The sequence below is a fragment of the Acinetobacter sp. HA genome (assembly GCF_000264725.1).
Classification (GTDB): Bacteria; Pseudomonadota; Gammaproteobacteria; order Pseudomonadales; family Moraxellaceae; genus Acinetobacter; species Acinetobacter schindleri.
In genome coordinates this window covers 1-26,690 of record NZ_AJXD01000016.1, presented here as the reverse complement: position 1 = coordinate 26,690, position 26,690 = coordinate 1, and the positions used below count along the sequence as shown (strand labels likewise).

Sequence of the window (26,690 nt, the reverse complement as noted above, 5' to 3'; positions counted from 1 at the left end):
TACAATAGTGTCACCATTAAAGCAGGGTTATGGAGAATTTTATGTCTGATTTACGCCAACGCTTTTTTATTGAGGATAGCCCTGTTCGTGGTGAAGTAGTGCATCTTCAAGAAGCTTTACAAACAATTTTAGCGCAGCGCGACTATGCTCCTGCCGTACAAATCCTTTTGGGCGAGATGCTCAGTGCGACTGCCCTATTGGCAAGTACGTTAAAAATCAAGGGACGCATCAGTCTGCAGATTCAGGCTACTGGCACGTTTAAATGGGCGATGGCGGAATGTAACCATCGTGGTGAAGTGCGTGCGTTGGCTGATTATGAGGAAGATCCCCGTTTTCAGGTGGCAGAAGACAGCAGTACCGTTCTAAAAGCCCTGATCAGTCCTGTACTGTTTATCAATATTGAGCCTGAAGTCGGTGAGCGTTACCAAGGTATCGTACCATTGGATAAACATAATCTGGCGGGCTGTCTGATGCAGTACTATGATCTGTCTGCACAGATTCCAACCCGTATTGTGCTGGCAAGTGACCAGAAGCGTTCAGGTGGTCTGCTGATCCAGCTTCTACCACGTAATAGTGAAGAAGAACAACGCTATGTGGATGAAGATTTGTGGCCACGAGTGACCATGTTGACTGAAACCTTGAAAGCAGAAGAACTGGTTAGCCTGGATACCAATGAAATCCTCTATCGTTTATATAACGAAGAACAAGTTCGTTTGCCTGAAGCAGAACAGCTGAAATTCGGTTGTACCTGTTCTAAAGAACGCTGTGCCATTGCCTTGCAACAGATCGGGGTTGAATCCGTTCGTGAAACTTTAGAATTCCAGAATCCAATTGAAATGGATTGTCAGTTCTGTAACAGCCAATACACCTTTACTGCTGAAGAAGCTTTAGGTCTATTCGGTGAGCACCTTAGTTAATTACAGGTATCTTTGTTAATAAAAGCACTCAATAGGAGTGCTTTTATTTTTATAAATCCAGAGTTTTCTTTTCCATGAAGAATAAATATTTTTAATTTCAAACTTACCATATCCTTCAGCTCTACACGGCTATATGGAAATACCAATACTTGGCCCCACTCTATTCTTAATGAATATAAACTCAATCCCCTATTAATTAACCCTGACTTCCAAAGCTGTCTGAGCTAATTATTTAACCAGCTTTCAGCCTCTTTCCCTTTTTAATGTGCTAATCCATCAAATACTCATCACGTCCCACATTTCTCGATTAATGTGATTTTTCATCAATTTAGGTTTTAATTTTTCTTGGAGATATTTGATTATTCACTGGTAATTAGTAGATTTTTCACGCTATATTAATTCCATAATATTTTTATGCCTTTAAGATTTTAGAAGCATTTTTAATACTTGGGGAATGTGTGATGATGAAATTTAAACTGTTCTGTTCCATGATTGTTGCAGCAGCAAGCATGATTAGCCTGTCAGTATCTGCCAACAATGATCCACTGCTTGGACAATGGAAAACCATTGATGACCGTACCGGTTATTCTCTGGTAGATGTCATCATCAGCAAGGATGCTAAAGATCGCTATATGGCCAAAATTGTAAATGTACGTGAGGTTCCGAGGGCGGTTCCACAACAAAACTGTACCCAATGCACTGGCTCTCTCAAAGATCAGCCTCTGGTTGGACTGACCATGCTTAAGGGTCTGAGCAGTCATCCAGAAAAGACTAATGAATTTATTAATGGCACCCTGCTCGACCCCATCTCGGGAAAACTATATCAGGCACGTGCATGTCTGAAAAATAATGGCCGACATTTGGCAATTCATAGCCGAACTGAAGGATTTCCAGTCGGGCGTAATATGACCTGGATCAAAAATTGAAAATTGCGTTGTCCAAGTTATGCGATATGACTTGGACAAGCTTCAAACATTTTCGATAAAACATGATTCTTTGTTCATTTAAACCGTATTAAAACAACTTTCATCACAAAATAATAAATTGATTTATAAAGTTATTATTTATAAATTAGAGCAATAAATCTATTTTTAAAACTAACGATAATTTCCTAGGATGGATATGAAACAATTAGTAAGCGCTTTATGTATGGGGATTTCTTTAGCAACCGTATCAGTATGCAGTTTAGCCAATGTAGATCCATTGATTGGAATATGGAAGACTGTAGATGACCAAAGTGGCTATTCACGTGCAGATGTCGAAATCCGCAAAAAACCTGATGGCACCTATGAAGGGATTATTGTCGAAACCCGGAGTCTACCAGGTGCCGAAAAACAAGTTATTTGCCATAACTGCCCTGGCAAGCTCAAAGGTAAACCGTTCATTGGCTTACCTTTTATTTGGAATTTTAAACAAAATCCAAATAAGCCAAATGAATACATCAATGGTCAAGTCTTGGATCCAATTGGGGGCAAGATCTATAAAGGTAAAGCACGTTTGAACGCTAATGGTAAACGCTTAACTCTACGTGGTTATGTAGGCGTTTCCGTAATTGGACGCAGCGTAACTTGGATAAAACACTAATTTAGTTAGTATTTTAAAAAGCCTCTACTCGGAGGCTTTTTTATTGTCATGATTTGAAACAATAAGGTACAAATCTTCACTGTTGTAGTGCACTAAAACTCAGAATAATGGATCGAACACGGTTATTTTTTATCCATTTACTATGTTCAGATCATATACCTCTATGCTCCAACGATTACCTGACTCTCTATTAAAAGCGGGTCACGGCACAGGGATGTTCAAAAATAAAAATAAGCAATATGGTGATGCATCTGAAACTATTTTTGACCAATGTTCGGCAAAACAGTTGCTATTGCGTGGCAGATATCAGCCACTTTTAGCTCATCACTTGCCTAACTTAAATTTAAGCAGGTTTTGTACCTCCAGCAGTTTTTGCACGACTGCCACGCATATATTGAATCATGGGAAATCTGATCTCAGGCATTATCTCCAATCCTATCTATTACCATATGCCCCCGATCTGATTCACAGCAATGACTTTAGTCTGGATATTTAAGGAGCAGGCCATGACCACCATTCAATATAAAGAAAATTTTTCTCAGGGTTTTATCCCCTCAGAAATCATGGATGACCATCAATTTGATCTCAGCCATTTTGCAGAAGCATGCGGGCAAAGCCCGGAATGGGTAATGCAGCTGATGGAACATGGCATTTTACCTAACCGTAGTCGTAACACTTCCTATCATTTCATTGGTGAAGATGTTACCCGAGCACAACGGGCATACCGCTTACAACGTGATTTTGATGCATCTTTTAGTGCTGTCGCCATGATGCTGGATCTGATTGATGAAGTTCAACAGCTACGTCGTGAAGTGAAGCATCTGCACTTCAAATAACCTCCCCCTCCCTGGTCTGTCTCGGCTGAAACTGAGATAGTTCGGGGATTCTTACATTATTTTTTTGAGTTTATAACTGATTATGAAAACCAGAGATTGCAATAAAAAATTAAAGTACATGTTCCCCGAATATCGCGACCTTATTACCCAGCTCCGGGATGAAAATCCGTATTTCGCCCGTATTTTTGAGGAACATGATGAATTGGATCGACAGATTGCACAGCTGGCATTAGACCCGGTAAATCTTGTTAATACAGACATCGAAGCAATCAAGCGAAAAAAATTAAAGCTAAAAGATGAGATTTACAGACTACTCAAGAATTCAGAGGCAGATCCTTTGACCTGATTCAGGATAGTTAAGACTAAAAGCAGGCAACTCATGTTATAAGAATCCAAAAGTGATTTTAAGCATAAGCAGGAGAATGATTGGCATCCTACTTCCTGCCTCTATAAAAATGCCAGAAACCTAAGGTGGTCTAAATAATTTAGTGGATGATGTTTTGTTCATAAGCGAAATAATCAATTCGGTATTGTTTAGATCACATCTGCACTGGCAGCAAATTCAATTAACTTTAATTTGCTGCCAGTGCTCTGATCAAAATAAAATCTAAAAATATGATCAAGACATAATCCTCCAGCAACATCATCGCAAGCAATGTAATTCAAATATTGACTGGATCTAACGGATTTATCTCACTTAAATCAGCCGTTATTTTTTGATTTTATAAACTTCAGATGTAAAAAAGCCTGCATAAAGCAGGCTTTTTTCAGACTTTAAAAGTCATCTCACAATTAAGCTTGTTCAATGTCTTTCATTGTCAATTTGATACGGCCACGGTTGTCAACATCAGCAACTTGTACTTTCACTTCCTGACCTTCTTTCAATACGTCTGCAACATTGGCAATACGTTCGTTAGAAATTTGAGAAATATGTAGCAGACCGTCAGTACCTGGCAGGATATTAACGAACGCACCGAATTCAACGATACGAATCACTTTACCTGTATAGATCGTACCTGGTTCAACTTCAGCAGTCAGCGCCTGGATTTTTGCAATCGCAGCTTGTGCAGCAGCTTTAGTTTCACCAAATACGCGTACTGTACCATTGTCTTCAATATCAATCGCAGCTTTAGTTTCTTCAGTGATTTGACGAATAGTCGCACCACCTTTACCAATGACGTCACGGATTTTGTCAGGATTAATGGTAATTACCTGGAAAGTCGGTGCGTGCATAGAAATTTCTGGACGAGCACGTGAAATCACCTGGTTCATTGCATTCAGGATGTGCATACGACCTGCATACGCCTGGTTCAAAGCAACTTCCATGATTTCTTCAGTGATACCTTCGATTTTGATATCCATCTGAAGTGCAGTAATACCATTTGCAGAACCGGCTACTTTAAAGTCCATATCACCAAGGTGATCTTCGTCACCCAAGATGTCAGAAAGAACTGCGAAACGTTCGCCTTCTTTCACAAGACCCATCGCGATACCAGCCACTGGTGCTTTAATTGGTACACCTGCATCCATAAGTGACAAAGAAGCACCACATACAGAAGCCATTGAAGATGAACCGTTCGATTCAGTGATATCAGATACAATGCGGATTACATACGGGAAGCGGTCAGCTGCTGGAAGAACAGCTTGTACACCACGACGTGCCAAACGACCATGACCGATTTCACGACGTTTAGGACCAGATTCACGACCAGTTTCACCTACAGAGTATGCAGGGAAGTTGTAGTGAAGCATGAAGTTGTCAGTTTTAGTACCTGACAATGTATCAACCATCAAGGCATCACGTGTGTTACCTAAAGTTGTTGTTACCAACGCCTGAGTTTCACCACGTGTAAACAATGCTGAACCATGTGCACGGTCTAACACGCCAACTTGTACGTCAAGTGCACGAACTGTTTTCGTGTCACGACCGTCGATACGTGGCTTACCAGACAAGATATTGTCACGTACTGTGCGGTATTTCAGATCTTCAAACAATTCGTTCAAGTCATCTGCAATACCAGTTTCGTCATTTTCAGGAACGAATTGAGCAACTGCTTCAGCTTGAATTGCATCAAGTGCCGCATAACGGTCTTGCTTAATTGCAATGGTGTACGCTTCAGAGATTTTCGCTTCAAACGCTTCTTTCAGTTTTGCCTGAAGATCTTCGTTTTTAGTTGGAGCAACCCAAGTTGATTCTTTCGCGCCAGCTGCAGCAGCAAATTCTTTAATTGCTTGAATCGCGATTTGCATTTCGTCATGACCGAACAATACAGCGCCCAGCATCTGGTCTTCTGAAAGTTCTTTCGCTTCAGATTCAACCATCAATACCGCAGATTCTGTACCTGCAACCACTAGGTCAAGGTCAGACTGAGCCATTTGCTCATAGTTCGGGTTAAGAACATATTCACCGTTGATCAAACCAACACGTGCGCCACCGATTGGACCACGGAATGGTGTACCCGCAATCGCAAGTGCAGCAGAAGTACCTAACATCGCAGCGATGTCAGCTTCCATAGTCTTGTCAGAAGAAATTACAGTCGCAGTCACCTGGATCTCATTGTAATAACCTTCTGGGAATAATGGACGGATTGGACGGTCAATCAGACGTGAAATTAAAGTTTCAGCTTCAGACGCACGGCCTTCACGTTTACCATAACCACCCGGGATACGGCCTGCAGCATATTGCTTTTCTTGATAGTTTACGGTTAACGGGAAGAAGTCTTGACCCGCTTTAGCAGTCGGTTGAGCAACAACAGCGACCAGTACGGTTACGCCGCCCATAGTAATCACAACAGTATTGGCCTGGCGTGCAACACGACCAGTTTCAAGAACTACCTGGTGCTGACCAAACTGGAATTCTTTACGAACAATATTAAACATCGACATGTTTTATTTTTTCCTAGTTCTTGTGAACAATTATTCTAGTGGAGACCCCTAAGGTTTGGCATTCACGTCCTTTTGAACGAGTAAATGACAAAGCTTAGAAGCCGACCTCACCAGAAAGAAACACTAATTTTAAACACAAAGAAGGAGCGAAACATTCGCCCCTTCCTAGGCCTGACTAAAAAGCCAAGCTGACTTTAGTTTTCAGCTGTAAAGCACAATGCATGCAATAAACCCGAAAATAAAGCTTAAATCGAATTAACGACGTAAACCTAAAGCACCGATCAAAGCAACATAACGACCGTGGTCTTTACCATTTAGGTAGTCAAGAAGCTTACGACGTTGGTTAACCATACGGATTAGACCGCGACGGCTATGGTGGTCGTGTTTATGCTCTTTGAAGTGACCTTGTAAGTCATTGATTTGAGCAGTTAAAAGAGCTACTTGAACTTCTGGTGAACCAGTGTCGTTTTCAGCGCGAGCGAATTTAGCGATGATCTCTGCGCGATCTGCGTTTGTTAAAGCCATTCGATTTCTCCGAGATGCTTATATATTTTGATAAAAATCAAAGTAATGAGAATTCAGAACATTGACTGCCGTGCATCACTACAGCAAGTTGCATATTTTAAGGGAAATTACGTTAGATTGCAAAAATAGATCATGCGACGATAGATAGATTTAAAGAAATCCACTCAATTCACTGGAAGCATATCATTTATCTGCAAAATAAAGCTTGTTGAACTGGGTTAGAGATTGAACGAAAAATTATGAAAAACGCCTTAATTATTTCAGACAAATATAGAACAGCTGATCTTTCGCCTCATTAGCTAGATACATGGGTAATTTTATTTAGCTATAAAAAAAAGCCCGAGAGGACTCGGGCTTCTTGTGCGCTGTAGTTTCTTCTTTTTCATTATTTTTTTATTATTTATTGTTTTTATTACGCTGCATCGCGCTTTATAGTTATTATTGTTAATAAAAACTTTCCATGCTCTTACTGCAACATCCCTGTGTAGTAGATTCTGCCACAAAGCCGGGCTACTCATAGACGCGTTTTTCGTATCTATATGTAAGTATTTTCTTACATTAATTAACCTAAATTGTGATTAATATTACACAAATCTCATTTTTAACCCATCTTGTTTATCTTACATGGATGATTTAGATAAATTAAATAATTTATAAAATTATGCTACCTTTCCATAAACTCAAGATATAAAAAAGCCTTGTAGTCTCTCCCAAAACTACAAGGCTTAGCGGCTGTAAGTTTCCTCTTTTTTCACCTACATCAATGTAAGTTCGCTGTCTCACGACTTTCTTATAATAATTATGCGATTATACTCAACTTTCCTTGTTGAGTTCTTTGTAGGGCCCATCTTCTCAAAAAGGGCAGTGAAGCTCTATCCGCAAATCTCCCGAATCGCTGTAAGCATATGCTTACATTAATCAGTTTCACTATCACCTGAAAAGTTATGACACTGTTCAATGATTTTTCTGCTTAAGCCACTACGACGGGTAGTTTTCAGGCTTAACGATTGTATAAATGCTTCGCGGTCTACCAATAATGTGACGGCTTTTTTTGCACGTGTAATCGCTGTGTAAATCAATTCCTTACTTAACAGGTTACTGGCTTTATGGTCCAGTACGACTGCAGTGTGCCTAAACTCTGAACCTTGGGATTTGTGAATGGTTAGAGCAAAGGCAGTTTCAATACTTTTGGGCAAGCGCGTTGCTAAAACCCATTTTTCCAGACTCGGAAAATAGACTTCAAACTGGCGCTGTCCAAGATGCTCCCGCAGGAAACAGATCCCAATATCCCCATTCGATAGTCCCAGCTGGTAATCGTTATAGGTCATCATCACCGGACGACCGATATACCAGTCGCCCTGCTTGATCTGCCCGGTTGCAGTGAGCAGGCGCTGTTCAATCTGCTGATTAAGTCGGGTCAGACCCAAAACCCCATGGCGGATTGCCGTCAGGATACGGTAATCATCAAAATGACGGATAATCTGCTCTACAAACCTATTAAAATCTTGACTGCCTCCCCCTGTTTTGAGAGCCTGTACATAGCCCTGATAACCATACATCAGCTGGTCATAATAAGGTTGAGCATCATTGAGCAATACATTTTCCGGCAGGTATTGCAGCTGTAGATGGTCAATTTCAATCTGCTCCAGATCAATGGTCTGCAGCTCGGATGCAGTTACCACTTGCTGTTCAAATTCGGTTAACAGATCCTGATCAGGATGTGCTTTCTGAATAAAATGTGCCAATGCACCAATCCGTGCACCTTCACTAAACCGTCGAGTTTTCATCAGATTGATCCGGTTATTGGCCAGGGCCGGAACCTGCTGCAAATCAGCCAATACGGTGCCAACATCGACAGAAGCCAGCTGATTCGCATCGCCCAGTAGAATCAAACGCGCCCCATCTGGCACCGCTGCCAGCAGCATCTGTGCCAGGCTCAAATCAAGCATAGAGGCTTCATCGACCACAATCACCTCATAAGGTAGTGGCTGTCGGGCGTGGAATCTTGGCTGTGCAGTTATTCCCAGACCCAAGAGTCGGTGTAAGGTCACAGGTTGTAACTGTTTTAAGGTTTCCAAGTCAAACTGGGCCAGTGCCGGACTGCTCAAGGCATTCTGCAACGCTTCCTTCATACGCTGTGCCGCTTTGCCGGTTGGTGCTGCCATGGCAATCCGGATATCCGGCAAACTTTCATTCAGCACCGCAATAATATGTGCCAGCGTATAGGTTTTCCCGGTTCCCGGGCCACCCGTAATGATACTTAAACCTTGACTGGCCACCATTTCCAGCGCTTTCTGCTGTTGCGGATCAGCAAGCAGGCTGCGATGATAGCCATTCAACTGAACAGCTTTTAACTGCTGGGATTTGATGCGAACCACATGCGCAGCGATTGCTTGTTCCATTTTCCAGTAACGGTACAGGTACAACTGCTGGTCTTGAAAAATAAAGGGTGCAATCGCATGCTGATCAGACTCACCACGGCGCACTAGATTGTGCAGCAAGGCGACTTGATCCTCTGCAGCGTCAATACAGCTGTTACCATTTTGCATGGCTTCCAGTACGGCATGCATGAGCAGCTTGGCCTCATCGCCAAAGTTAGCTGAACTGAATGGCGGCTGACATATATGCTCGATCCAGGACATCAATGGCGAAGCCAGCTGTGATATGTGATTTTGCTCATTTTCCACACAGTTATCCTCAAACTTATCCACAGGATAATTTTCTGTTTCTATTGTATATATTTCTTAGTTTCGCCATTTTATGCTGACTTATTCACCGCATAATAGCCCAGAATATGATCCAATTTTTGGATAAATTCAACTTCAGGCTGCCAGTGATATAGCCCCTGTCCGGCCTGCCCATTCATGCCACGCAGATACAAATAGGTCGCTCCACCCAGATGCTGCCGGATGTCATAACCCTGCAAATTAGCGCTTAAATAGCGGTGCATGGCGACCAGATACAGGGCAGCCTGCAACCAGTAACTGGAATGCGTCATGCTGTCATGAATTGCTTCCGGCAGATAATCCTGCTGATTGGCACTGAGATAGTTACTCTTATAATCAGCGATGTGATAGCGCTGACCATCAAAATATACCAGGTCAATTGCCCCGGTCAGGTAACGTGCCGATTTGGCCTCATTAAAGTCCGGCATGATCAGGCCATAATCCGCAAACAGCTGCTGAATCTGGCGAATCTGTAACGGGGCATCATTCAAAGCCAGATAAAACGGGAATTCCGACAAAAAGCTGTGCTGATCCAGCTGGCTTAAACGAAACTCGCTCTGAATCGGTGTGTTCAGGATTTCCCCGACCCAATCATGCATTAGATTCAGCAGAATATCTTCGGATAATTCTTCAAAGAATAGATCCGCTGACTGCTGCATTAGTCCAGTCACATCAAAATTTTCATGCGTGCTTGCTTTAGGCAGCTGCCCCATTTCCTGCTCAAACTGCTGAATAAAGGCATCATCATCCAGTTCCAGAAAATAACGCTCAAACTGCGTCATAAACTGTAGAAAATGAGTGACATCTAAAGATGGCTGCTGGAAAAAGCTGTGCCATGTATGGCGATAGGCAACACTTTGGTCATGCAAGCGGATACCGGTCAACAGTTTGTAGTTGACGCTGGCCATAACATGCAAAATAGCCTCAGCTAGCGCTCCTGCTTTTAAGCTGGCATTACTGGCTACCCGTTTAAACAGAGTATTCAGGTTAATCGTGGCCTGCAGATAATACTGCTGGAAGGCCTGCTGCAGTAGCTCTAGAATCTGAAAATCCTGCTGGAACCGGTCTTTCAATTCCATCCAGATATGTGGCGCGGTATTCTTGAAACGACGGCGGATTTCCAGATTCCAGTAACTGCTATCCTGAAAATCCAGATGCTCGAAAATACTGTGCAAGAAAGTTCCGGCCACAGTACCTTTAGGAAAATTCAGCTTGATCCAGTCCAATGGCTGTTGCAGCACTTCTGCTTCTGTCTGCAGATGGATTTCATCGGCAGCACTTTCTGGGTGTTCATATAGACTGACCAGATCATCTTGCAGTACGGTTACATGCAGCTGATGTCTCGATAAAGCGGTGAAGCTGGTTTTGGTCCGTGGATAGAACTGCTGTTCCGGTAAAGGATGAGCAACTAATTCCAGTGCTGTTTGCATCTGTTCTACCGCAATACGCGGTGGTGCTGCTGTTAAGGTATTTTCCATACAGCTGAGCGGGTGCTGGAAGACCTGCTCGCCCTGCCCACGCCAGTAGGCCAGACACGAATCTGATTGACCACTCTGATCCTGTAGCATGGCGTAAACCCGATGGCTGGCACGCGTTAGCGCCACATACCAGAGACGGTGATTCTCTGCGGCATTCCGTGCGGCATTCTGCAGCTGTGCCTGCTCATGCAGATCCTCACGATTTACCGCAATCACTCGTGACTGATTCAGAATATCGTCCTGCTCATGACCGGCCAGCGAGAAGTTAAGGTTACCTTTGTTGACGTCAAACGGCGCATCAGCGCCCATCAGGAATACGATTTTGAATTCAAGACCTTTGGAGGCATGAATTGTCAGCAACTGTACGCCACGGTCACCGGAGAGCTTGCGCTCTTTTTCACTGTCTTTGCCAGAAGGAGACTGTAACTGGCGCAGATACCAGTGATATAGCTTCTGTGCACCCTGATAATATTCGCTTTGCTGCGACAGGATTTCGGTCAGATGACGCAGATTAACCACAACCCGCTCATTATCAATGCTCTTGCTCGATACCAGATTAGTCCAGACGTCAAACAGGTTCAGGGTATAGTTCCAAGCACTCAGGAAGCCCTTGTCGAACCACATTTCCCGGATCACCTCAAAATCGGCAATAAAAGTACTTAGGCCAACTGGCTGCTGTTGCAGCTCCAGCAGCTTTTTCAGGTCAAAGCCGAGCAGACGGGTCATTAAAGCACGACGAACCTTGGCCTCATTAAACGGGTCCATGATCGCGGTCAGCACCGCGGCGACATCCTGTGCCACGTTGCTGGCAAAGACACTCTGTTTTGATTCCTTATAACAGGCAATCCCCATGCGTTGCAGACGCTGCTTGACCTGTTCCAGCGCATAATGTCCAAAGGACAGTACAGCAATATCATCCTCAGTTAGAGGAACAGAACTGTCCTGCTGCTGGAAATATAGTTGTTGCTGTGCAGCTTGGTTCAGTAATTCGCGGATTTTCCAGGCCACCTGATCGGCTTCATGCTCCTGCTCACCCAGCTGCATCCAGCGTAATGGATAAGGATTAGCTTGTGCGGAATCAATCAGGTCCGGATGGGGACGACTACCGGCTTGAATCAAACTATAATTAACGCTTTCACCAAAATCCATCTGCCGCTGAAACAGGGCATCAACCACTTCCACCAAAGCTTTGACCGAGCGGTGGTTCTGGGTCAGAGTATATTCATAGCCCTGCTTTAAACGGACATCAGCATGTGCCTTGTTATAGGTCAGCATGTCGCCGCCACGGAAACCATAAATTGCCTGTTTTGGATCACCGACCATGATCATACAGCCGAGCTGTACCCGCGCAGCATCCCGCCAGATTCGTGCCAGCAGATCGTCCTGATCCTGGTTAGTGTCCTGAAATTCATCTACCAGAATTAAGGGATAACGAGACTGCACAAACTGGGCAAAACGGCGCCCCTGCTCACCTTGCAAGGCTTCAGTCAGGGTACGGATCTGTTGCGAGAAGGTAGTCTCTCCCTGCTTCTGTAAAGTCTGCGGCAGACGATGCTGCACGCTGCGAATCAGGTGATATTCCAGATAAGCCGTGAGCTGTTTGAATTTCTCATCCAGTGCCTGTTTCACATTGCACAGTGCTTCGATGGTACAGATCAGCGGATGGCTGAGGAAATACTGCTGCTCTTCTTCGCTACAGCTTTTGGTAAAACGCTGCTTGCCTGGCTGAAAATCAGTTTTATTACGCAGCAGATAACATAACTTCAGCACCAGCTTGCACAGCTCAGGATCAAAGAAGCACATACCCTTCTGTTCACTCAGCTGTACCGTCCAATCAGAAAAATTGCTGCAGATTTCCGACAGTTTTGCATGAAAGTTTTTATGAAAATGTTTTGGGGTTTCGGTGCAGTAAGTCTGCATCTTGAGCAGCTCTGCCGGACTGATATTGACCAGCTGCTCAATACAGGCATCCAGTTCACCCAAATCCCATTCTACCTGGCGGACTGACTGGAAGTGATTGGCGCTAAAATTGAGTGCATCACGTACCAGTCCCACATAGTGCTCAGGGGATTTGAGCTGGTTCTGTAAATACATCTGGTTAATGACATACTGCGGCTGCTGCTGGATCCATTCCCGTAGTACATCATGAATCAGCTGCTGAATATACAGGTCCTGATCTTCAGTCAGTTCAGCACGTTCAATCCGACCACTTTCAAAGGCAAATTCACGCAGCAGCTTCTGGCTAAAACTGTCCAGCGTGCCGACAAACAGTTCATCCAGTTGGTTTAGTACCAATCCCAGACGACGGCGAGCGTAGTCCATACGACTGCCATAATCTTGCAGCACTTTCTGCAACAACGGATCGGATTCCTGCTCGATCTGCTGGGCCATTTCTACCGAATTAAGATGCTGATAGCGCTGGATATAACGCAAAGTTTCTTCCACACGTGCGCGTACCCGGCTTTTCAGTTCAGCTGTTGCCTTACGGGTAAATGTGGTCGCAATGACCTGATGTGGATAGTATTTATCCAGAAAAATCCGTACCATCAGGCTGGACAGGGTATAGGTTTTGCCGGTTCCTGCAGAAGCCTCGATCCAGTGCAGACCAGTAAAGGCCATGTCCTGAATTGGATTGGTTGAAATTTTATGCTGCTGTTGAGGGGCCATGGTCATTTATTTTACCCACTCTAAATGTTGTTGAATCGGAGCATACAAGTCATAGGCAAATTTTAGCAGACTATGCTGCAACGCCTGCTCTGGATCCTGATCCTGCAAAATGAACTGCCAGTCCTGATGCAATACACAGGACTCATCCGAACTCAGTGGGCGGGTACTTTCATAAGTGTTGTTCCAGGCCGCCAAAAGCTTATCCAGATCACCAATAATCATTTGACCCTGCTCATTGGTTTCCCATTGCCAGTCTTTTTTCAGAATGAGCTCAGCCGGTAACACTACCGGTTGCTGCTGACCTGCTTCCCAAGCCTTAAACCAGTGAGTCAAATATTCTTTAGCCTGAGAAGATGTCACCTTGCAGAATTTTACGGTCTTATTACTGAACAGCACAATTCGTTCCAGCTCTGCGGTATAACTGTCATCATTTAAATAGGCCAGCCAAAGCAGATATTCCAGCCAGACATGCGCGCGACGGCGCTCCGAGGCTGAAGCGGACTGCATGCTCAGCCAGTACGATGCATTTGGCTGCTGCGGCACAGTAATCTGCAACATCAGATCAGATGAATAACGATAGTTTTGCTGCGTGGTACGAGTAATCTGTTTATCCAGTTGCTGTAAGCGCTGCTGCAGCAATTCCTGTTCCTGCTGGGTACTCAGCCAGGTTGCTTCCTGGGTTTTTCCGACTGGCAGACGATCCAGCATCAACCGGGTATCTATTTCCTGTTCCTGCTGCTGCAGAAAATCCCGTACCTGATATTGCTGCAATTTATCCAGCAATAATGGTTCCTGTACCGCGGGCAAGTCTTTATATTTCACGCTAGAAATGCCAACACTTTTCAGGAACAGACGTGCCGGGAAGATCATGTCCCGAATCCATTCATCGCCATGCAGAATCCGAATCTGTTCTTGCTGTACTGGCGGACAATGGGTATTAATCCAGCTGCGACGCTGCCCTTCAGCCTTACAAAGAAAAGAAGCCACATCATGCCACTGATCCTGAAAACGTGGAGTACGCAATGTACTAAAACCAACTGGATCAAAAGGCTGTAAAGGATGCACATGATAGAGCTGCTGGATATGCGCCGCGACTGGCAAGCCATTCATCTCGGTCATCACATCGACATCTGCATCTGGATGCTCGGACTGGCAGATCAGGGCAATATGCTGGATCAATTCCTGCAGTGACGTGGATGGATCACGCACTTCGCCATCATTCACATCAAAGCCGTTGTAGAACAGCCACAGATTTTCCTGTGCTAACAGCAAGGCATCCAGAAATGCACCCTGATCATCATCCAGACGGGAGCGGTCACCGAGCTGTGGCTTAAGAATGCTCATCAAGTCAAACGGTAGCTGCTGATTTCGGCTCGGGAATTTGCCAGTATCCAGATTCAGCATCACCACCAGCTTATAAGGCAGCGGGCGAATCTGGCCAATCTGGCTAAAGGTAATTTGTCCGGTCGGTTCGGCCTGATCCAGTTGCATGTCCAGACTATTCTGGATTTCTTCCAAGACATATGGCAATGGTAAGCTCAATGCCACCAGTTCCTGAATCGCATTTGGATCATCCTGATCATGATAATCGGCTAGCGTCAGCATACGCATCTGCTTTTCAATGATTTCTGCTACGGTTTTTAATGACTCAACCCCATTGCTGCGGAATTCATTCACGTCCCGATTTAGATATTCCAGCCAGGTTTTTACCGGTGTACGCTGTCCCTGCTCATGCGCATTCAGCCAGCCGCGACGTTCATTGAAATCCTCATAGATCTGGATCAGGATAACAATCAGCGGAAAATCACTGCTGAGTACTTTGGCATAACTGAGGGTATCTTCAAACAGCTGATGTTCTGGCACCGCCATGCCCAGTACCAAGCGATCCAGAGCAAAGCGGAAGCTAAAGCGGTAATCTTCATCACCTTCATATAACTGTTGCTGTAAATGCTGCTGATCTAAGCCGCGCTTAAAGCCGGCATCACTGAGCAGCTGGATGATGCGTTCCACTTGTGCATAGTCCAATGCATAGTACTGCTGGGTCGCACTTAAACTCAGCCAGTCGGCAAAATCTTCAATGCTAAAACGGCGATGCATCAACTGTATGCGGCCCAGCACGGCACGCCAGGCATTGCTGACATCCAGACGAGATACCCCGGATATCTGGATCGGCAGATAAATATTGTTTTTGCGCAGTCGGGTCTGGCCGCCTTCTCGTTCACGTGGTGGTGGGGCAAAGACACTACGAATCGCCGGTTCCAGTTCTTTCAGGTTTGGACTCAATACCAGGATATCACTTGGCTGACGCGGTACTTCTTTTGTGCCCTGAGCCAGCCAGTGAATGATTTGTTCGCGCAGTACTTCCAGTTGGCGTAATGAAGAATGACAGACATGGATCTGTACCGAGCTATCGTCCGGCTTCAAGGGATAAGTATGCCGCTCCGGTTCTACCAGATACAGAATATCCGACTGGATTTTTGCCAGCAGATGGTCCTGATAGTCATCGACAAAGGCATCCGCCCAATGTCCTTCCTCACCCGAAGACAGTTTGGATAATAACGAGAAGTGGTCCCGTGCCTGCTTACCAAAACGGGTCAGTAAAGGATGACGTGATTCACGGTCTTCAGCATTAAAGTTCAGCTGGAACTTTTTCCAGAATGCAGCAATTTCCTCATCACTCGGCTTGGCTCCACGCGACTGTTCGTATTTGCGGATAAAGCGTTCCTGTACACCCAGGTCATAGCGCGCCTTCCAGCTCGGATCGACACTATCCGCCCAGTATTCCTGTGACGGGTTAAAATGGAAAATATAAATCTCGATGTACTGACCCAGACGGCGCAAGAAATCCAGCTGAGCTGGTGGCAATTCCAGCATGCTAAATACCACCACCTGAGATGGCAGCTGCTTTAAAGCCTGCGCTCGGGTTTCCGGATTTTCAATGCGTTCCCAGTACAGCTTTTCAATTTCCAGGATTTTGGCATAGTCATCCTGAAATACGTTCTGCCACAGCCAGCGCTGCCAGGCTTCCAGTTCCCGTGCCTGAATTTTGACGAAATCTGCTACCGGAATTTCCTGACCATTTTCATCTTTGGGGATATATAGCATCTGCTCTATTTCTAAAGGCAGATTCTGTCCCCAGTTGTTCAGCCAGTTGGTCGGGCAACTACATTGTTGCGGCGGACAATTGCGTGCGCAATAGCCGCGATAATCCATATAGTGGCTAAACAGGCGCGATACCTGTTCACAGACCCAGTACAGCATGCTTTGTTTTTTGAGCAGGCGCTCATTCGGCTGTTCCAGACGGTCAGCGCTGTCATAAATCCGCTTTACAATCGAATACAGCGGATGCTGGGATTTGAGTGGAATTTCATCTGCCAAAATGGTCTTGCGCAGCGCCTGAAAGGCTCGCCATTTAATGATGATACGTGGAATATTGGCTTCACGGACTTGCTCCAGCTCTTTCTGGCTGTTTAGCACCCATTGATAAGAAGTCCATTGAAAAGCACGAATTCGGTGGTGAAATTGTGTATTGGCACTGATGCCCTTTTTCTCGGCAATTTTCTGGGTGAGCCAAGCTTCAACTGCGGGCGAAGGCACAATGAAATGCTGCGGCTCAAGCACCTGAAAAGCAGTTCTTTTCTGCTGACTCGTAACCAGCAGCATGCTATCCAAAAGCACATCAATTTTCTGACTTTGAATAACATGAATAGCCATGAATTCCCCAAATTAAAAGAAAGCAGCACTACAAAACAATAAAGATTATTTACTATACACCCTGTTCTGTCTATGTCACTTTTTAATCTACACTTAAGTAGAAAAATTTCTTTTAAAAAAGCATCTTATGGATACTTTTTTAGAAAAACAACAACAGGAAGCTTTAGGTAATCGCCCATGAAATTAGACAAATTTCCCGATCAAATTGATCCAAGTTTAAATCTAGAACAGATCCGTGAAGAATGCCTGGAGCTGATTAAGAAGCGTGCCTATATGTCTGCAGGTGCAGCCGTGATTCCGGTACCGTTTCTTGATGTCTTGATTGACGTCGGCATCCTGTCACAGCTGATTCCTGAAATCAATGCCCGATTCGGCTTGGCACCAGAGCAGGTCAGCGTATTTGATCCAAAAACCAAACAGGTTCAATGGGATGAATTACGTAAACGCGGCGTACAATTTTCTGGTTTTGTAGTGGCACGTACGGCGGTAAAAAAATCCATCAATAATGTTGCCGCAAAATATATCACCAAGCAAGTGACCAAATTTATCCCGCTCGGTGGTCAGTTAATTGCTGCAAGTTTAGGCTACTTCGTAATGAAAAAAGTTGCCGAGGCACATGTGGAAGACTCTTATAAACTAGCCAAAAATATCCAGCAAAAACAGCAAGCTAAAACAGTATAATTTTGATTTAGAATCATCTTATTTAAACGCAGCTTGGTCGTATTAACTTACGCCAAGCTGTTTCAGTATAGTCTTCAAGATTTGTAAACGCGCGCTATCCTTGTCATCGGTAGCAATCACATGCCATGGCGCCTGATCGGTGCTGGTATGCTCAAACATATCCGCCGCTGCCTGCAAATAATCCTCCCAGCGTTCACGGTTACGCCAGTCTTCATCAGTGATCTTGAAACGTTTATGCGGCGTCTGTTCACGCGCCTTAAAACGTTCAGCCTGTTCGTCCTTGGAAATCGCTAGCCAGAACTTGATAATTACAGTCTGTGCCTCAATCAGGTCATTTTCAAACCGGTTAATTTCTGCATAAGATGCCTGCCATTGCGCAGGACTAATCAGTTCTTCAATCCGTTCTACCAGTACCCGTCCATACCAGGACCGGTCAAAAATCGTAATCTTGTCTTCCGGCTGTAACCTAGTCCAGAAACGCCACAAATAAGGACGGCGCAATTCATATTTTTCCGGTGCACCAATGGTATGAATTTCATATTCGCGTGGATCAAGCTTTTTCACCAGCCGCTTGATTGCTCCCCCCTTACCGGCTGCATCCATCCCCTCGAATACGATCACCACATTACGTTGATCCATACGCATTGCGCTAGCCACCTTGCGGGTCAGTTTCTTGAGTTCGTCCTTATAGGTATTCTGATCCACCGGCTCCCGCGAAGGCTGCAGCAATGCTTTAGGAATAGATGCCGGGGACCATGTCTTACTTCCTTTAGCAGGATGATCCGGACAGTGTTTCAAGGCCGCAAGAATAGTCTGGGCAAACTGCTGGTCACGCCGGGTTGCATCTTCACCATCAATGATGATCCAGTCCTCAGTAAAACGTTGACGCAAACGCTGGATCGCGTCATATTGCTTACGACTGCGCCAATCCAGACCGTGTAAACGATGCCAATGCATCTCACTTGGATCAATATCATCTAAACGTTTTTGTAAAGACTTCCAGGGCAGATCAAACCAGATCTTGATCACATCAACATGGTTATTTTTCAGATCCTGCTCAAAGGCACGCATCTGTTCGACATAATGATCAAACATGCTTTCATCTATAGGATTCGCTACATGCATGGCGGTACTCAGCAAATCTGTATACCAGTTACCAAACAACACCATGATCTGTCCTTCAGCCGGGATAAAGCGTGCATAAGGCTGCCAGAAAGTCTGTCTTTCATTTAGGGGCCGTGGCTGGTCTGCTTTTACCCGCAAATAACGCGGGTCAACCCATTCCCGTAATTGCTTAACCGCTTCACCTTTGCCGGCCAGCTCAATTCCATTGACCAGTATGACTAAACTTTTAGCATTCTTATGTCCGCGTGTATCTTTCAGGGCATATTGCGCATCGATAAGCTGTAACGATAATTCATTTTCTTCAATCAATTGAAATTGTTGCTGTTCTGTAGACATAACCTGTTCTGTTTTTCTTGTTCGTGAATACAGTATAGACAGGCTTTTTGCTTGGTGAATAGCGATCGCTACGATTTTTAAACGATCTTTTTTGTCGAACTTTTCAACAAATTGACTTCAAATCCTGTGCAACCGGTCAATTTGTCATAGCGCGCCATCCTAACTCGTTCTAAGATTCCCGCATCCATAACCATATTTGAACTTCCCATGTCCAAACTTGCGGTTTTAGACGATCTTCTGGAACGTTATTATCAACTGAACTATCATAAGCAACCGGAACTGCAACAACGTCTGCAAGATGTCCAGCTCTGGCAAAAAGAACGTATGCAACGCACTCATGCCAAGCAGTTTGCAGAAAAGCAAAATGTGCTGATGTCAGAATATTTCCTGAACCGTCTTTATGGTGGACCGGACTTCGATGCGCTGGCAGAACAGATTGCCCGCTTGACGCGCTATGCGCATAAGGCGGAAAAGCTGATCCCGGATAATGCGATCAAGACCGGCACTCACGGAGTAGAGCTGGCCATTCTTGCGGTACAGCTTGATGAGCAGGTGGCACAACAGTTATTGGAAGATTATCATCCAGCCGAATCACTGACTGATGAAATTATGCGTCTGACCTATTTAAAGCTGGATCAGGGCCAGGATCGCCTTAAACAGTTAGCTATGCTGGATCAGCTTGGTACTCATCTGGATAAATATATGCGGTCTTTCATTGTGCAGGCAGCATTTAAAATGTGTAAAGGTGCCGCAGAAAAATACCGTTTTGAAGTCATGTATGAGTTTATGCAGGATGGATTTCTGGCGATGAAACCACTTAAGTCCGCAGAAAAGTTTGTACGTGAATTTACGGCAACTGAGCGTAATATCATTGATCGCGTGCATGCTGGTGATCCTCAGCCTTTCCGTTAATTCCCGACAGCTTAAAAAATCTGAAAATATCACCTTAGGATAAGGCTGGCATCTGCTTGCCTTATTCTCTTAACCCAATTAACCAGCTATTTTTAAATCGTAGTAATTTCATCGATACAAAAAAATCAGGTCTCAATAAATAGACAAAATAATGGTTCCAAAGCCCTAATCGTATCAATCAATCCGTTATAGTCTCTAATAAAGTTATAAAAATTATGCAAAATTTACAGAAATTAATCTGTTTATGGTCAACGTACTTGATCGGCTTACGTGTTATCTAAGCCTCCGTATATCTTGATTCTTTATAGATGTACCCATGTCAATGAATTTTAGGAAAAATGTAATGGGGTACAAACAGTTATCTATTCGCGGCACTGTACAAATAAACCTGAGACCTTCAATAAACAGTTATAAAATTGATGCTCAAGATATACAGATTGAAAGCCATAAGTCTTTGGATATTTACGGTCAGGCGATGCTTGTTCATGATCTGAAATGCAAGTTAAAGATAGGCTATTTCCATATTGTGATTACTACAGATAAACAACGGATTATCTCTGTTGAACGTGGGGATTATGCACTAGGAGATGGTCTTTATTATGAGCTGGATCAACTGTCCATTCGCTATGGTAAAAACCAGTTCATCCATAAACTGGACGAATCTTAAAAATTCTGGATACAAAATGAAAAACCCCGGCATCCTGCCGGGGTTTTTCGTATTGGTTCGCTTGGTATAACTCCTGTCGTACCTTACTTTCCTTGTATTTATCTATTTTTATTCTTAGAGGGAACATCCTGTTCCTGATGAACTTATCATATGAAATTTCTACCACTATAAAATAGTCGCTAAAACCCTGAATCAATGTAAGCAAAAACCTACAAAGAATTGAGTAGGTTTTGACTCGCCATTTAATTAAACTATGGTGCACCGCATCAGCAGGAAGATATAAAAATTCAGAACGTATATCATGACTTTTTATCATCAATTAAGATCGATTTTTCGGCTGAGATTTCAGCTAAAGACGCATTTTTCTGTATATTATTCATAACAATTGCATGATGATTGCTGTATAACATCTTAGAATCTGTCATTATGCAGTCCATGCACGCATGCAAGATTAACCCCATTGATCTGTTAGGAGTGACTCCAATGTCCAATGAAAATACTACGCCTACCCCTACAGCTGAGTCGGCACAACAAACAGACAAAGTGAGCCCATTCTTAACTGCACCGTTACCACAAGGTGCGCCACAAGGTCAGCAACAGTCTCTAGAACAACGTCTGACTGATACACCTGTCACAGGTAGCATACCGAAATATAATCTGCCACGTGGGGCGAATACCGGTAATGTCGGTCCAACCACTCACTTCGGCTATCAAACTGTCAGCAGTGAAGAAAAAGCACAAAAAGTCGCGGAAGTATTCCATTCTGTCGCCAGCAAATACGACATCATGAATGATCTGATGTCTTTTGGTATTCACCGTCTATGGAAACGTTTTGCCATTAACATGTCAGGCGTGCGCCGTGGTCAGCATGTGCTGGATATCGCCGGTGGTACGGGTGACTTGGCCAAAGTATTCAGCCGTGAAGTTGGTCCAACCGGTCATGTAGTATTATCTGACATCAACGAATCCATGCTAAATGTGGGTCGTGATCGCTTGATTGATGCGGGCTGTACCAATGTTGATTTCGTACTGGCTAATGCCGAAACTTTAGAGCCATTTGGAGATAACAGTTTTGACCTGTTAACCATTTCATTTGGTCTACGTAACGTCACTGATAAAGATGCTGCACTTGCTTCGATGTACCGTGTACTTAAGCCAGGTGGCCGTCTGCTTGTTTTAGAATTTTCTAAACCGGTCTTTGAGCCATTCTCGAAACTGTATGATCTGTATTCATTCACAGCATTGCCAATCATGGGTAAAATCATTGCCAATGATTCTGAAAGCTATAAATATCTGGCAGAATCGATTCGTATGCACCCAGATCAGCGCACCCTAAAAGGCATGATGGAAAATGCCGGCTTCCAGAACTGTGACTACCATAACCTGACGGGTGGTATCGTTGCCGTTCACCGTGGTTTTAAACTTTAAGGTTCCCATTCATGTGGTCAATTCTGGCACTTGGTGCCGTTGAACGTGTGATTCACCATTTCATTGATCTGGATGCGATTACCCGCATCCAGTTAAATGCATTGGCTGGCAAAATGCTACGTGTAGTAATTGCCTCACCACAGCTTTCTGTAGATGTATTCTTTGATGATGGCAAGGTTCGCCTGGAGCCAACAGCCACTGGGCATACTGAAGCTGCTTCGATCTTTGAACAGCGGCCTTATGAAGCCAACAGCTCACAGAGTTCTGAAGCCACTGCGACTTTACAAGTCGATAATGTCATTGACCTGCTGAAACTGCTGCTTTCAGATGAAATAGGCAATATTCCGCTGCAAGGTGACTATAAGTTATTGCAGGAAATCCAGCGCATTATGCAACAGGCTGAACCTGATGTGGCGGCTCATTTAAGCCCATGGATCGGACCAACCCTTGCGCATGAAATTGGCAAATTGCAACTGGCACCCAAATATCTCAAACGCAGTCTGCAAAGCGGTCTGTTCTTTATGGAAGATACGCTTAAAGAAGACAGCGGTCTATTTGCTGCGCGTTGGCAAATGGATGATTTACAGCAAGATACGCGTATATTCAATCAAAATATTGATCGTGTAGAAGCTAAGATTGGTCAGCTTCAGACACAGATTGAAAACCAACAAGATTCAACTCAAAACTAGGTACACCACTTTATGATTCCGCATGTTTCACGTTTACTCGAACTCTGGCGCATTGCCGCGCATTATCGACTCGATACGTTGTTTCCTGCGGAAGAACTCCCAGAAAAAAGCCGTCATATCCTGTCTCTGATTCGTATGCATCCGGCTGCATGGTCCAGCCGAGAGCGTAAAAATTCTCTCAAGCTGAAAGAAGCTTTAGAGGAAATGGGGCCACTGGCAATCAAACTGGGCCAATTGCTATCTACGCGTCGTGACCTGATTCCACCTGAAGTACTGCAACAACTGGTCTTACTACAGGATCGCGTCAAGCCATTCGACAATGACGTGGCTAAAATGCGTATTCAGGAATCGCTGAAAGCCGATGTAAACACCCTGTTCGCCCGTTTTGATGCTCAGCCACTTGCTGCTGCATCAATTGCACAGGTGCATACCGCTGCTCTGCATGATGGCCGTGAAGTCGTAGTGAAAGTGACCCGCCCGAATATCCGTAATCAGATTTTGCAGGATTTCGAGATCCTGAGCTGGCTGGGTGATTTTCTGGAAAAGCGTCTGGAAGCAGCGCGTGCCCTACATTTATCGGAAATTATTCAGGATTATCGTCAGATCATTCTGAATGAGCTGGACTTGACGCTGGAAGCGGATAATACCCGCCGGATGCGTCATTATTTCACCGGCTCCAGCATGATGTATGTGCCTGAAGTCTACATGGACAGCAAAGATGTACTGGTCGCAGAACGGATTACCGGTGTACCGATTTCGGATATTGCCACCTTTGATGAACTGGGTATGGATCGTGCTGACCTGGCACGTAAAGGTCTCACCATCTTCTTTACCCAGGTATTCCGGGATAACTTCTTCCATGCCGACATGCATCCAGGCAATGTCTTTGTAGAAACCATTAATCCGTCCAATCCGCGCTTTATCGCACTGGACTGTGCGATTATGGGCGAGCTATCCAGACATGATCAGATGACTGTGGCCCGCATGCTGCTGGCGGTCATGAACAGCGACTTCATGCAGCTGATCCAGATTGTGCATCAGGCCGGCTGGATTCCACCAGGTACCGATCAGGATGCGCTGGCACGCGAAATGCGCCGTACTGTGGGTCCAATGGTCTCTAAACCGATGCATGAGCTGGATTTTGCCGGGATTCTGATTCAGGTCATGGACATCGCCCGTCGTTTCCATCTGGAAATCCCGCCACAACTGATGTTGCTATTGAAAACACTCGTGCATGTGGAAGGTCTGGGAACAGACTTGTATCCTGAGCTGGATATCTGGAGTCTGGCCAAACCGATCCTGACCGACTGGATCAAGGCACAGATGAATCCGCAGAAAAATCTGAAAGAACTGGGACAGAAAATCCCGGATCTGCTTTTAGGGGCGCAGGATTTACCAACCTTGATGATCGACAGCCTGAACGGTCTAAAAAACCAGTCGGCCTGGCATGCCAAACAGCTCAATGAATTACAAAGCATGCGTTTGCAAATGGAACATCAACAAAAACGTAGCTGGATATTTGGCAGTTTAATGGCGATTCTGCTTGCGATTGCGATTATTTCACCTTGGTTTGTGTCTATCCTTTTGATTATATTGGCAAGTATTTTAGCTGTATGGCGGATAATCAAATAATTAAATGTGTTTGAATAAGTCCATTTTAAAATGGGCTTATTTTTTTGCTATATTGGCTCACTTTTTGCTTAATTAATATACAAATTATTTAATAGGTATTTTGTAAAAGATATTTAATAGCTGTAGATTTAATTAATTATTTTACTTATTTTTTAAGCTATTATTTGATATAAGATAACATACAACTCATAAACAAAGGTTTGGGAATTAGGGAATAATTATGAATAATCGTATATTTAAATTAACAACATTAGCAATAGCGACTTCATTATTGGCAGCTTGTGGTGGCGGGGGTGGTGGTGGCTCATCGAAGCCCGGTTTTAACTCCAAAGAAATTTCTGGTGTCGCTGTAGACTTTTATTTGGCGGGAGCAGATGTAGATTTTACTAATTCTAACTGTGAAGCGGCTTACCCAGATTTAAAAACAGATGAGAACGGTAAATTTACTTTTAAAACTACACCAAATTGCCAGGAAACCGGTTTCACTATTAAAGGTGGGATTGATACTGTTACCAAACTTCCATTTACTGGTCAGTTAAAAGTTAAAGAAATTAATTATCAAGCAGCATCAACTACTGAAATTGTTGCAAGTCCTCTGACTACTTTGCAAGCAGAACTTCCAGCAAATTTTGAACAAGTTCTCACCAACTTAGGCTTTAGCCTGAATGAAGACGTAACCACATTTGATCCGGTTACTGATGGTTCTAATGAACAATTAGCAGCAGTATTTGTGTTACAACAAATTTTAAATCAGCTTGAAAATTCTGGTTTAACCATTAGTGAGGCAGTTCAAGTAGTGCAAGCAGCTGCAGAGGATACGCAGCTTCTTACTAACTCAGGTGTGGATTCTAATATGGTCACAGCTGTGTTCAACGCTGCTATAGCATCTACAACCGACACCAATGTTCAACAAGCTTTAGCTGCAAGTCAAACCAACGTAGTAGCTGTTACTACAATTATCAATACTGCCCTCACTTCAACCAGCAGCTCTAGTAATTTGGAAGATTATTTAACTGACAACTCTACCATTATTGCTGAAATCCAAGATAGCCTTGTATCAGCTAGTTATAATGATTTGAGCTTTGCTGGTTATAGTATTCAAGAAATTACTAATTCTCAGTCTGGTTTCCCTCTTTCAATTGATAAGAATTCTATCGACTCTCTAGCTAAAGTGAAATTTACTTTAAATGATTCAGTAATAGCTACAGACTCGATGAAATTAGGTTTCAAGGCAAATGCTGCAATTGGTCAAAATGGTCAGCTTGAAACTTTAACGGCTTACATTAGCGATGTAAAAGTTTCTTTTAATGATAGTACGGCGAATTCAAACATGAGGTGCGACAGTTTGAAAAGTCTTATGATAATCAACAAGCTGAGCAAATTTCTCTAATGGTGTAAGCCAATCTAACGCTTTTCTAGGACGAGTATTCAGTGACATGGCAACTTGATTTAAATAATGCTGATCTGCCTGATTTAAATCAATCCCTTTAGGTAAATATTGCCTAATTAAACCATTCATATTTTCGCATGTGCCTTTTTGCCAGGGTGAATGTGGGTCACAGAAATATACATCTATGCCTAAATCTTCTTCAAGTATTTTATGTTCTGCCATCTCGCGTCCACGGTCATAGGTCAACGTTTTACGCAGTTCTGCAGGTAAATATTTCAGAGCTTCAGTTAAAGCCTTGCGCACTGATTCTGCCTTTGCATCAGGTAATGTTGCCAAGATACAGAGCCGTGTATTTCGTTCAATAAGTGTTGCTATCGAACTTTTATTGTCTTTACCTTTAATTAAATCAGCTTCCCAATGACCCGGTATTTTTCTTTCTTGAACTTCGGCTGGGCGCTCATGAATAGTTTTAATATCCTGTAATATAGAATCTTTTT

At 43.9% G+C, this 26,690-nt stretch carries 19 protein-coding genes; 12 read left to right on the top strand and 7 right to left on the bottom strand.

Features of this window, described 5'->3' with window-relative positions; genetic code table 11:
- Window positions 1-41 precede the first annotated feature (41 nt).
- The 5 genes from hslO to HADU_RS04245 all read left to right on the top strand — a co-directional run bounded on the left by hslO (window position 42) and on the right by HADU_RS04245 (window position 3,683).
- Window positions 42-917 (top strand): Hsp33 family molecular chaperone HslO, encoded by an 876-nt coding sequence (hslO, locus tag HADU_RS04265; protein WP_004813475.1) that lies wholly within the window; start codon window positions 42-44, stop codon window positions 915-917.
- A gap of 461 nt (window positions 918-1,378) precedes the next feature.
- Window positions 1,379-1,843 (top strand): DUF2147 domain-containing protein, encoded by a 465-nt coding sequence (locus HADU_RS04260; RefSeq protein ID WP_008303913.1) that lies wholly within the window; start codon window positions 1,379-1,381, stop codon window positions 1,841-1,843.
- A gap of 196 nt (window positions 1,844-2,039) precedes the next feature.
- A complete protein-coding gene (locus HADU_RS04255) occupies window positions 2,040-2,501 on the top strand; it encodes a DUF2147 domain-containing protein (RefSeq protein ID WP_008303910.1) in 462 nt (153 codons plus the stop codon).
- A 506-nt stretch (window positions 2,502-3,007) separates the two neighbouring features.
- Window positions 3,008-3,337: a chaperone modulator CbpM gene (locus HADU_RS04250; protein ID WP_008303908.1), complete on the top strand. Its 330-nt coding sequence runs from the start codon at window positions 3,008-3,010 to the stop codon at window positions 3,335-3,337.
- 82 nt (window positions 3,338-3,419) lie between these two features.
- Window positions 3,420-3,683: a YdcH family protein gene (locus HADU_RS04245; RefSeq protein ID WP_008303905.1), complete on the top strand. Its 264-nt coding sequence runs from the start codon at window positions 3,420-3,422 to the stop codon at window positions 3,681-3,683.
- 446 nt (window positions 3,684-4,129) lie between these two features.
- On the opposite strand, the gene pnp is transcribed toward HADU_RS04245, so the two are convergent.
- The 5 genes from pnp to HADU_RS04215 form a co-directional block, all read right to left on the bottom strand.
- A complete protein-coding gene (gene pnp, locus HADU_RS04240; RefSeq protein WP_171056640.1) occupies window positions 4,130-6,217 on the bottom strand; it encodes a polyribonucleotide nucleotidyltransferase in 2,088 nt (695 codons plus the stop codon).
- A 261-nt stretch (window positions 6,218-6,478) separates the two neighbouring features.
- Window positions 6,479-6,748, bottom strand: a complete 270-nt coding sequence (gene rpsO, locus HADU_RS04235) for a 30S ribosomal protein S15 (protein WP_004637724.1) — start codon at window positions 6,746-6,748, stop codon at window positions 6,479-6,481.
- Window positions 6,749-7,662: 914 nt separating this feature from the next.
- Window positions 7,663-9,435, bottom strand: coding sequence for an exodeoxyribonuclease V subunit alpha (recD, locus tag HADU_RS04225; protein WP_004813486.1), 1,773 nt, complete (start codon window positions 9,433-9,435; stop codon window positions 7,663-7,665).
- 71 nt (window positions 9,436-9,506) lie between these two features.
- Window positions 9,507-13,625 (bottom strand): UvrD-helicase domain-containing protein, encoded by a 4,119-nt coding sequence (locus HADU_RS04220; protein ID WP_004813488.1) that lies wholly within the window; start codon window positions 13,623-13,625, stop codon window positions 9,507-9,509.
- On the bottom strand, window positions 13,626-17,333 hold the full coding sequence (locus HADU_RS04215) for an exodeoxyribonuclease V subunit gamma (protein WP_008303888.1): 3,708 nt from the start codon (window positions 17,331-17,333) through the stop codon (window positions 13,626-13,628).
- Window positions 17,334-17,510: 177 nt separating this feature from the next.
- On the opposite strand from HADU_RS04215, the gene HADU_RS04210 reads away from it, so the two are divergent.
- The gene (locus HADU_RS04210) at window positions 17,511-18,014 is read left to right on the top strand and encodes a hypothetical protein (RefSeq protein ID WP_004890494.1); all 504 of its coding nucleotides are present in this window, start codon (window positions 17,511-17,513) and stop codon (window positions 18,012-18,014) included.
- A gap of 42 nt (window positions 18,015-18,056) precedes the next feature.
- Here the strand turns inward: HADU_RS04210 and HADU_RS04205 are convergent, their stop codons facing one another.
- Window positions 18,057-19,475 (bottom strand): polyphosphate--AMP phosphotransferase, encoded by a 1,419-nt coding sequence (locus HADU_RS04205; protein ID WP_008303884.1) that lies wholly within the window; start codon window positions 19,473-19,475, stop codon window positions 18,057-18,059.
- Window positions 19,476-19,682: 207 nt separating this feature from the next.
- Between HADU_RS04205 and HADU_RS04200 the strand changes: the two genes are divergently transcribed.
- From HADU_RS04200 to HADU_RS15125, 6 genes are all read left to right on the top strand, one after another.
- Complete coding sequence (locus HADU_RS04200) at window positions 19,683-20,387, top strand: FFLEELY motif protein (protein WP_008303882.1); 705 nt, start codon at window positions 19,683-19,685, stop codon at window positions 20,385-20,387.
- Window positions 20,388-20,730: 343 nt separating this feature from the next.
- Complete coding sequence (locus tag HADU_RS04195) at window positions 20,731-21,054, top strand: hypothetical protein (RefSeq protein ID WP_004813497.1); 324 nt, start codon at window positions 20,731-20,733, stop codon at window positions 21,052-21,054.
- A 483-nt stretch (window positions 21,055-21,537) separates the two neighbouring features.
- Complete coding sequence (gene ubiE / locus HADU_RS04185) at window positions 21,538-22,482, top strand: bifunctional demethylmenaquinone methyltransferase/2-methoxy-6-polyprenyl-1,4-benzoquinol methylase UbiE (protein WP_008303880.1); 945 nt, start codon at window positions 21,538-21,540, stop codon at window positions 22,480-22,482.
- 11 nt (window positions 22,483-22,493) lie between these two features.
- Window positions 22,494-23,171, top strand: a complete 678-nt coding sequence (locus tag HADU_RS04180) for an SCP2 domain-containing protein (RefSeq protein ID WP_008303878.1) — start codon at window positions 22,494-22,496, stop codon at window positions 23,169-23,171.
- Between the two features lie 12 nt (window positions 23,172-23,183).
- Window positions 23,184-24,803, top strand: coding sequence for an ABC1 kinase family protein (locus tag HADU_RS04175; protein ID WP_008303875.1), 1,620 nt, complete (start codon window positions 23,184-23,186; stop codon window positions 24,801-24,803).
- Window positions 24,804-25,023: 220 nt separating this feature from the next.
- Window positions 25,024-26,193, top strand: coding sequence for a hypothetical protein (locus HADU_RS15125; RefSeq protein WP_008303874.1), 1,170 nt, complete (start codon window positions 25,024-25,026; stop codon window positions 26,191-26,193).
- On the opposite strand, the gene HADU_RS04165 is transcribed toward HADU_RS15125, so the two are convergent.
- The coding region (locus HADU_RS04165; RefSeq protein ID WP_008303872.1) for an IS30 family transposase at window positions 26,128-26,690 on the bottom strand (563 nt) is incomplete at its 5' end. The two genes, HADU_RS15125 and HADU_RS04165, sit on opposite strands and share 66 nt — an antisense overlap.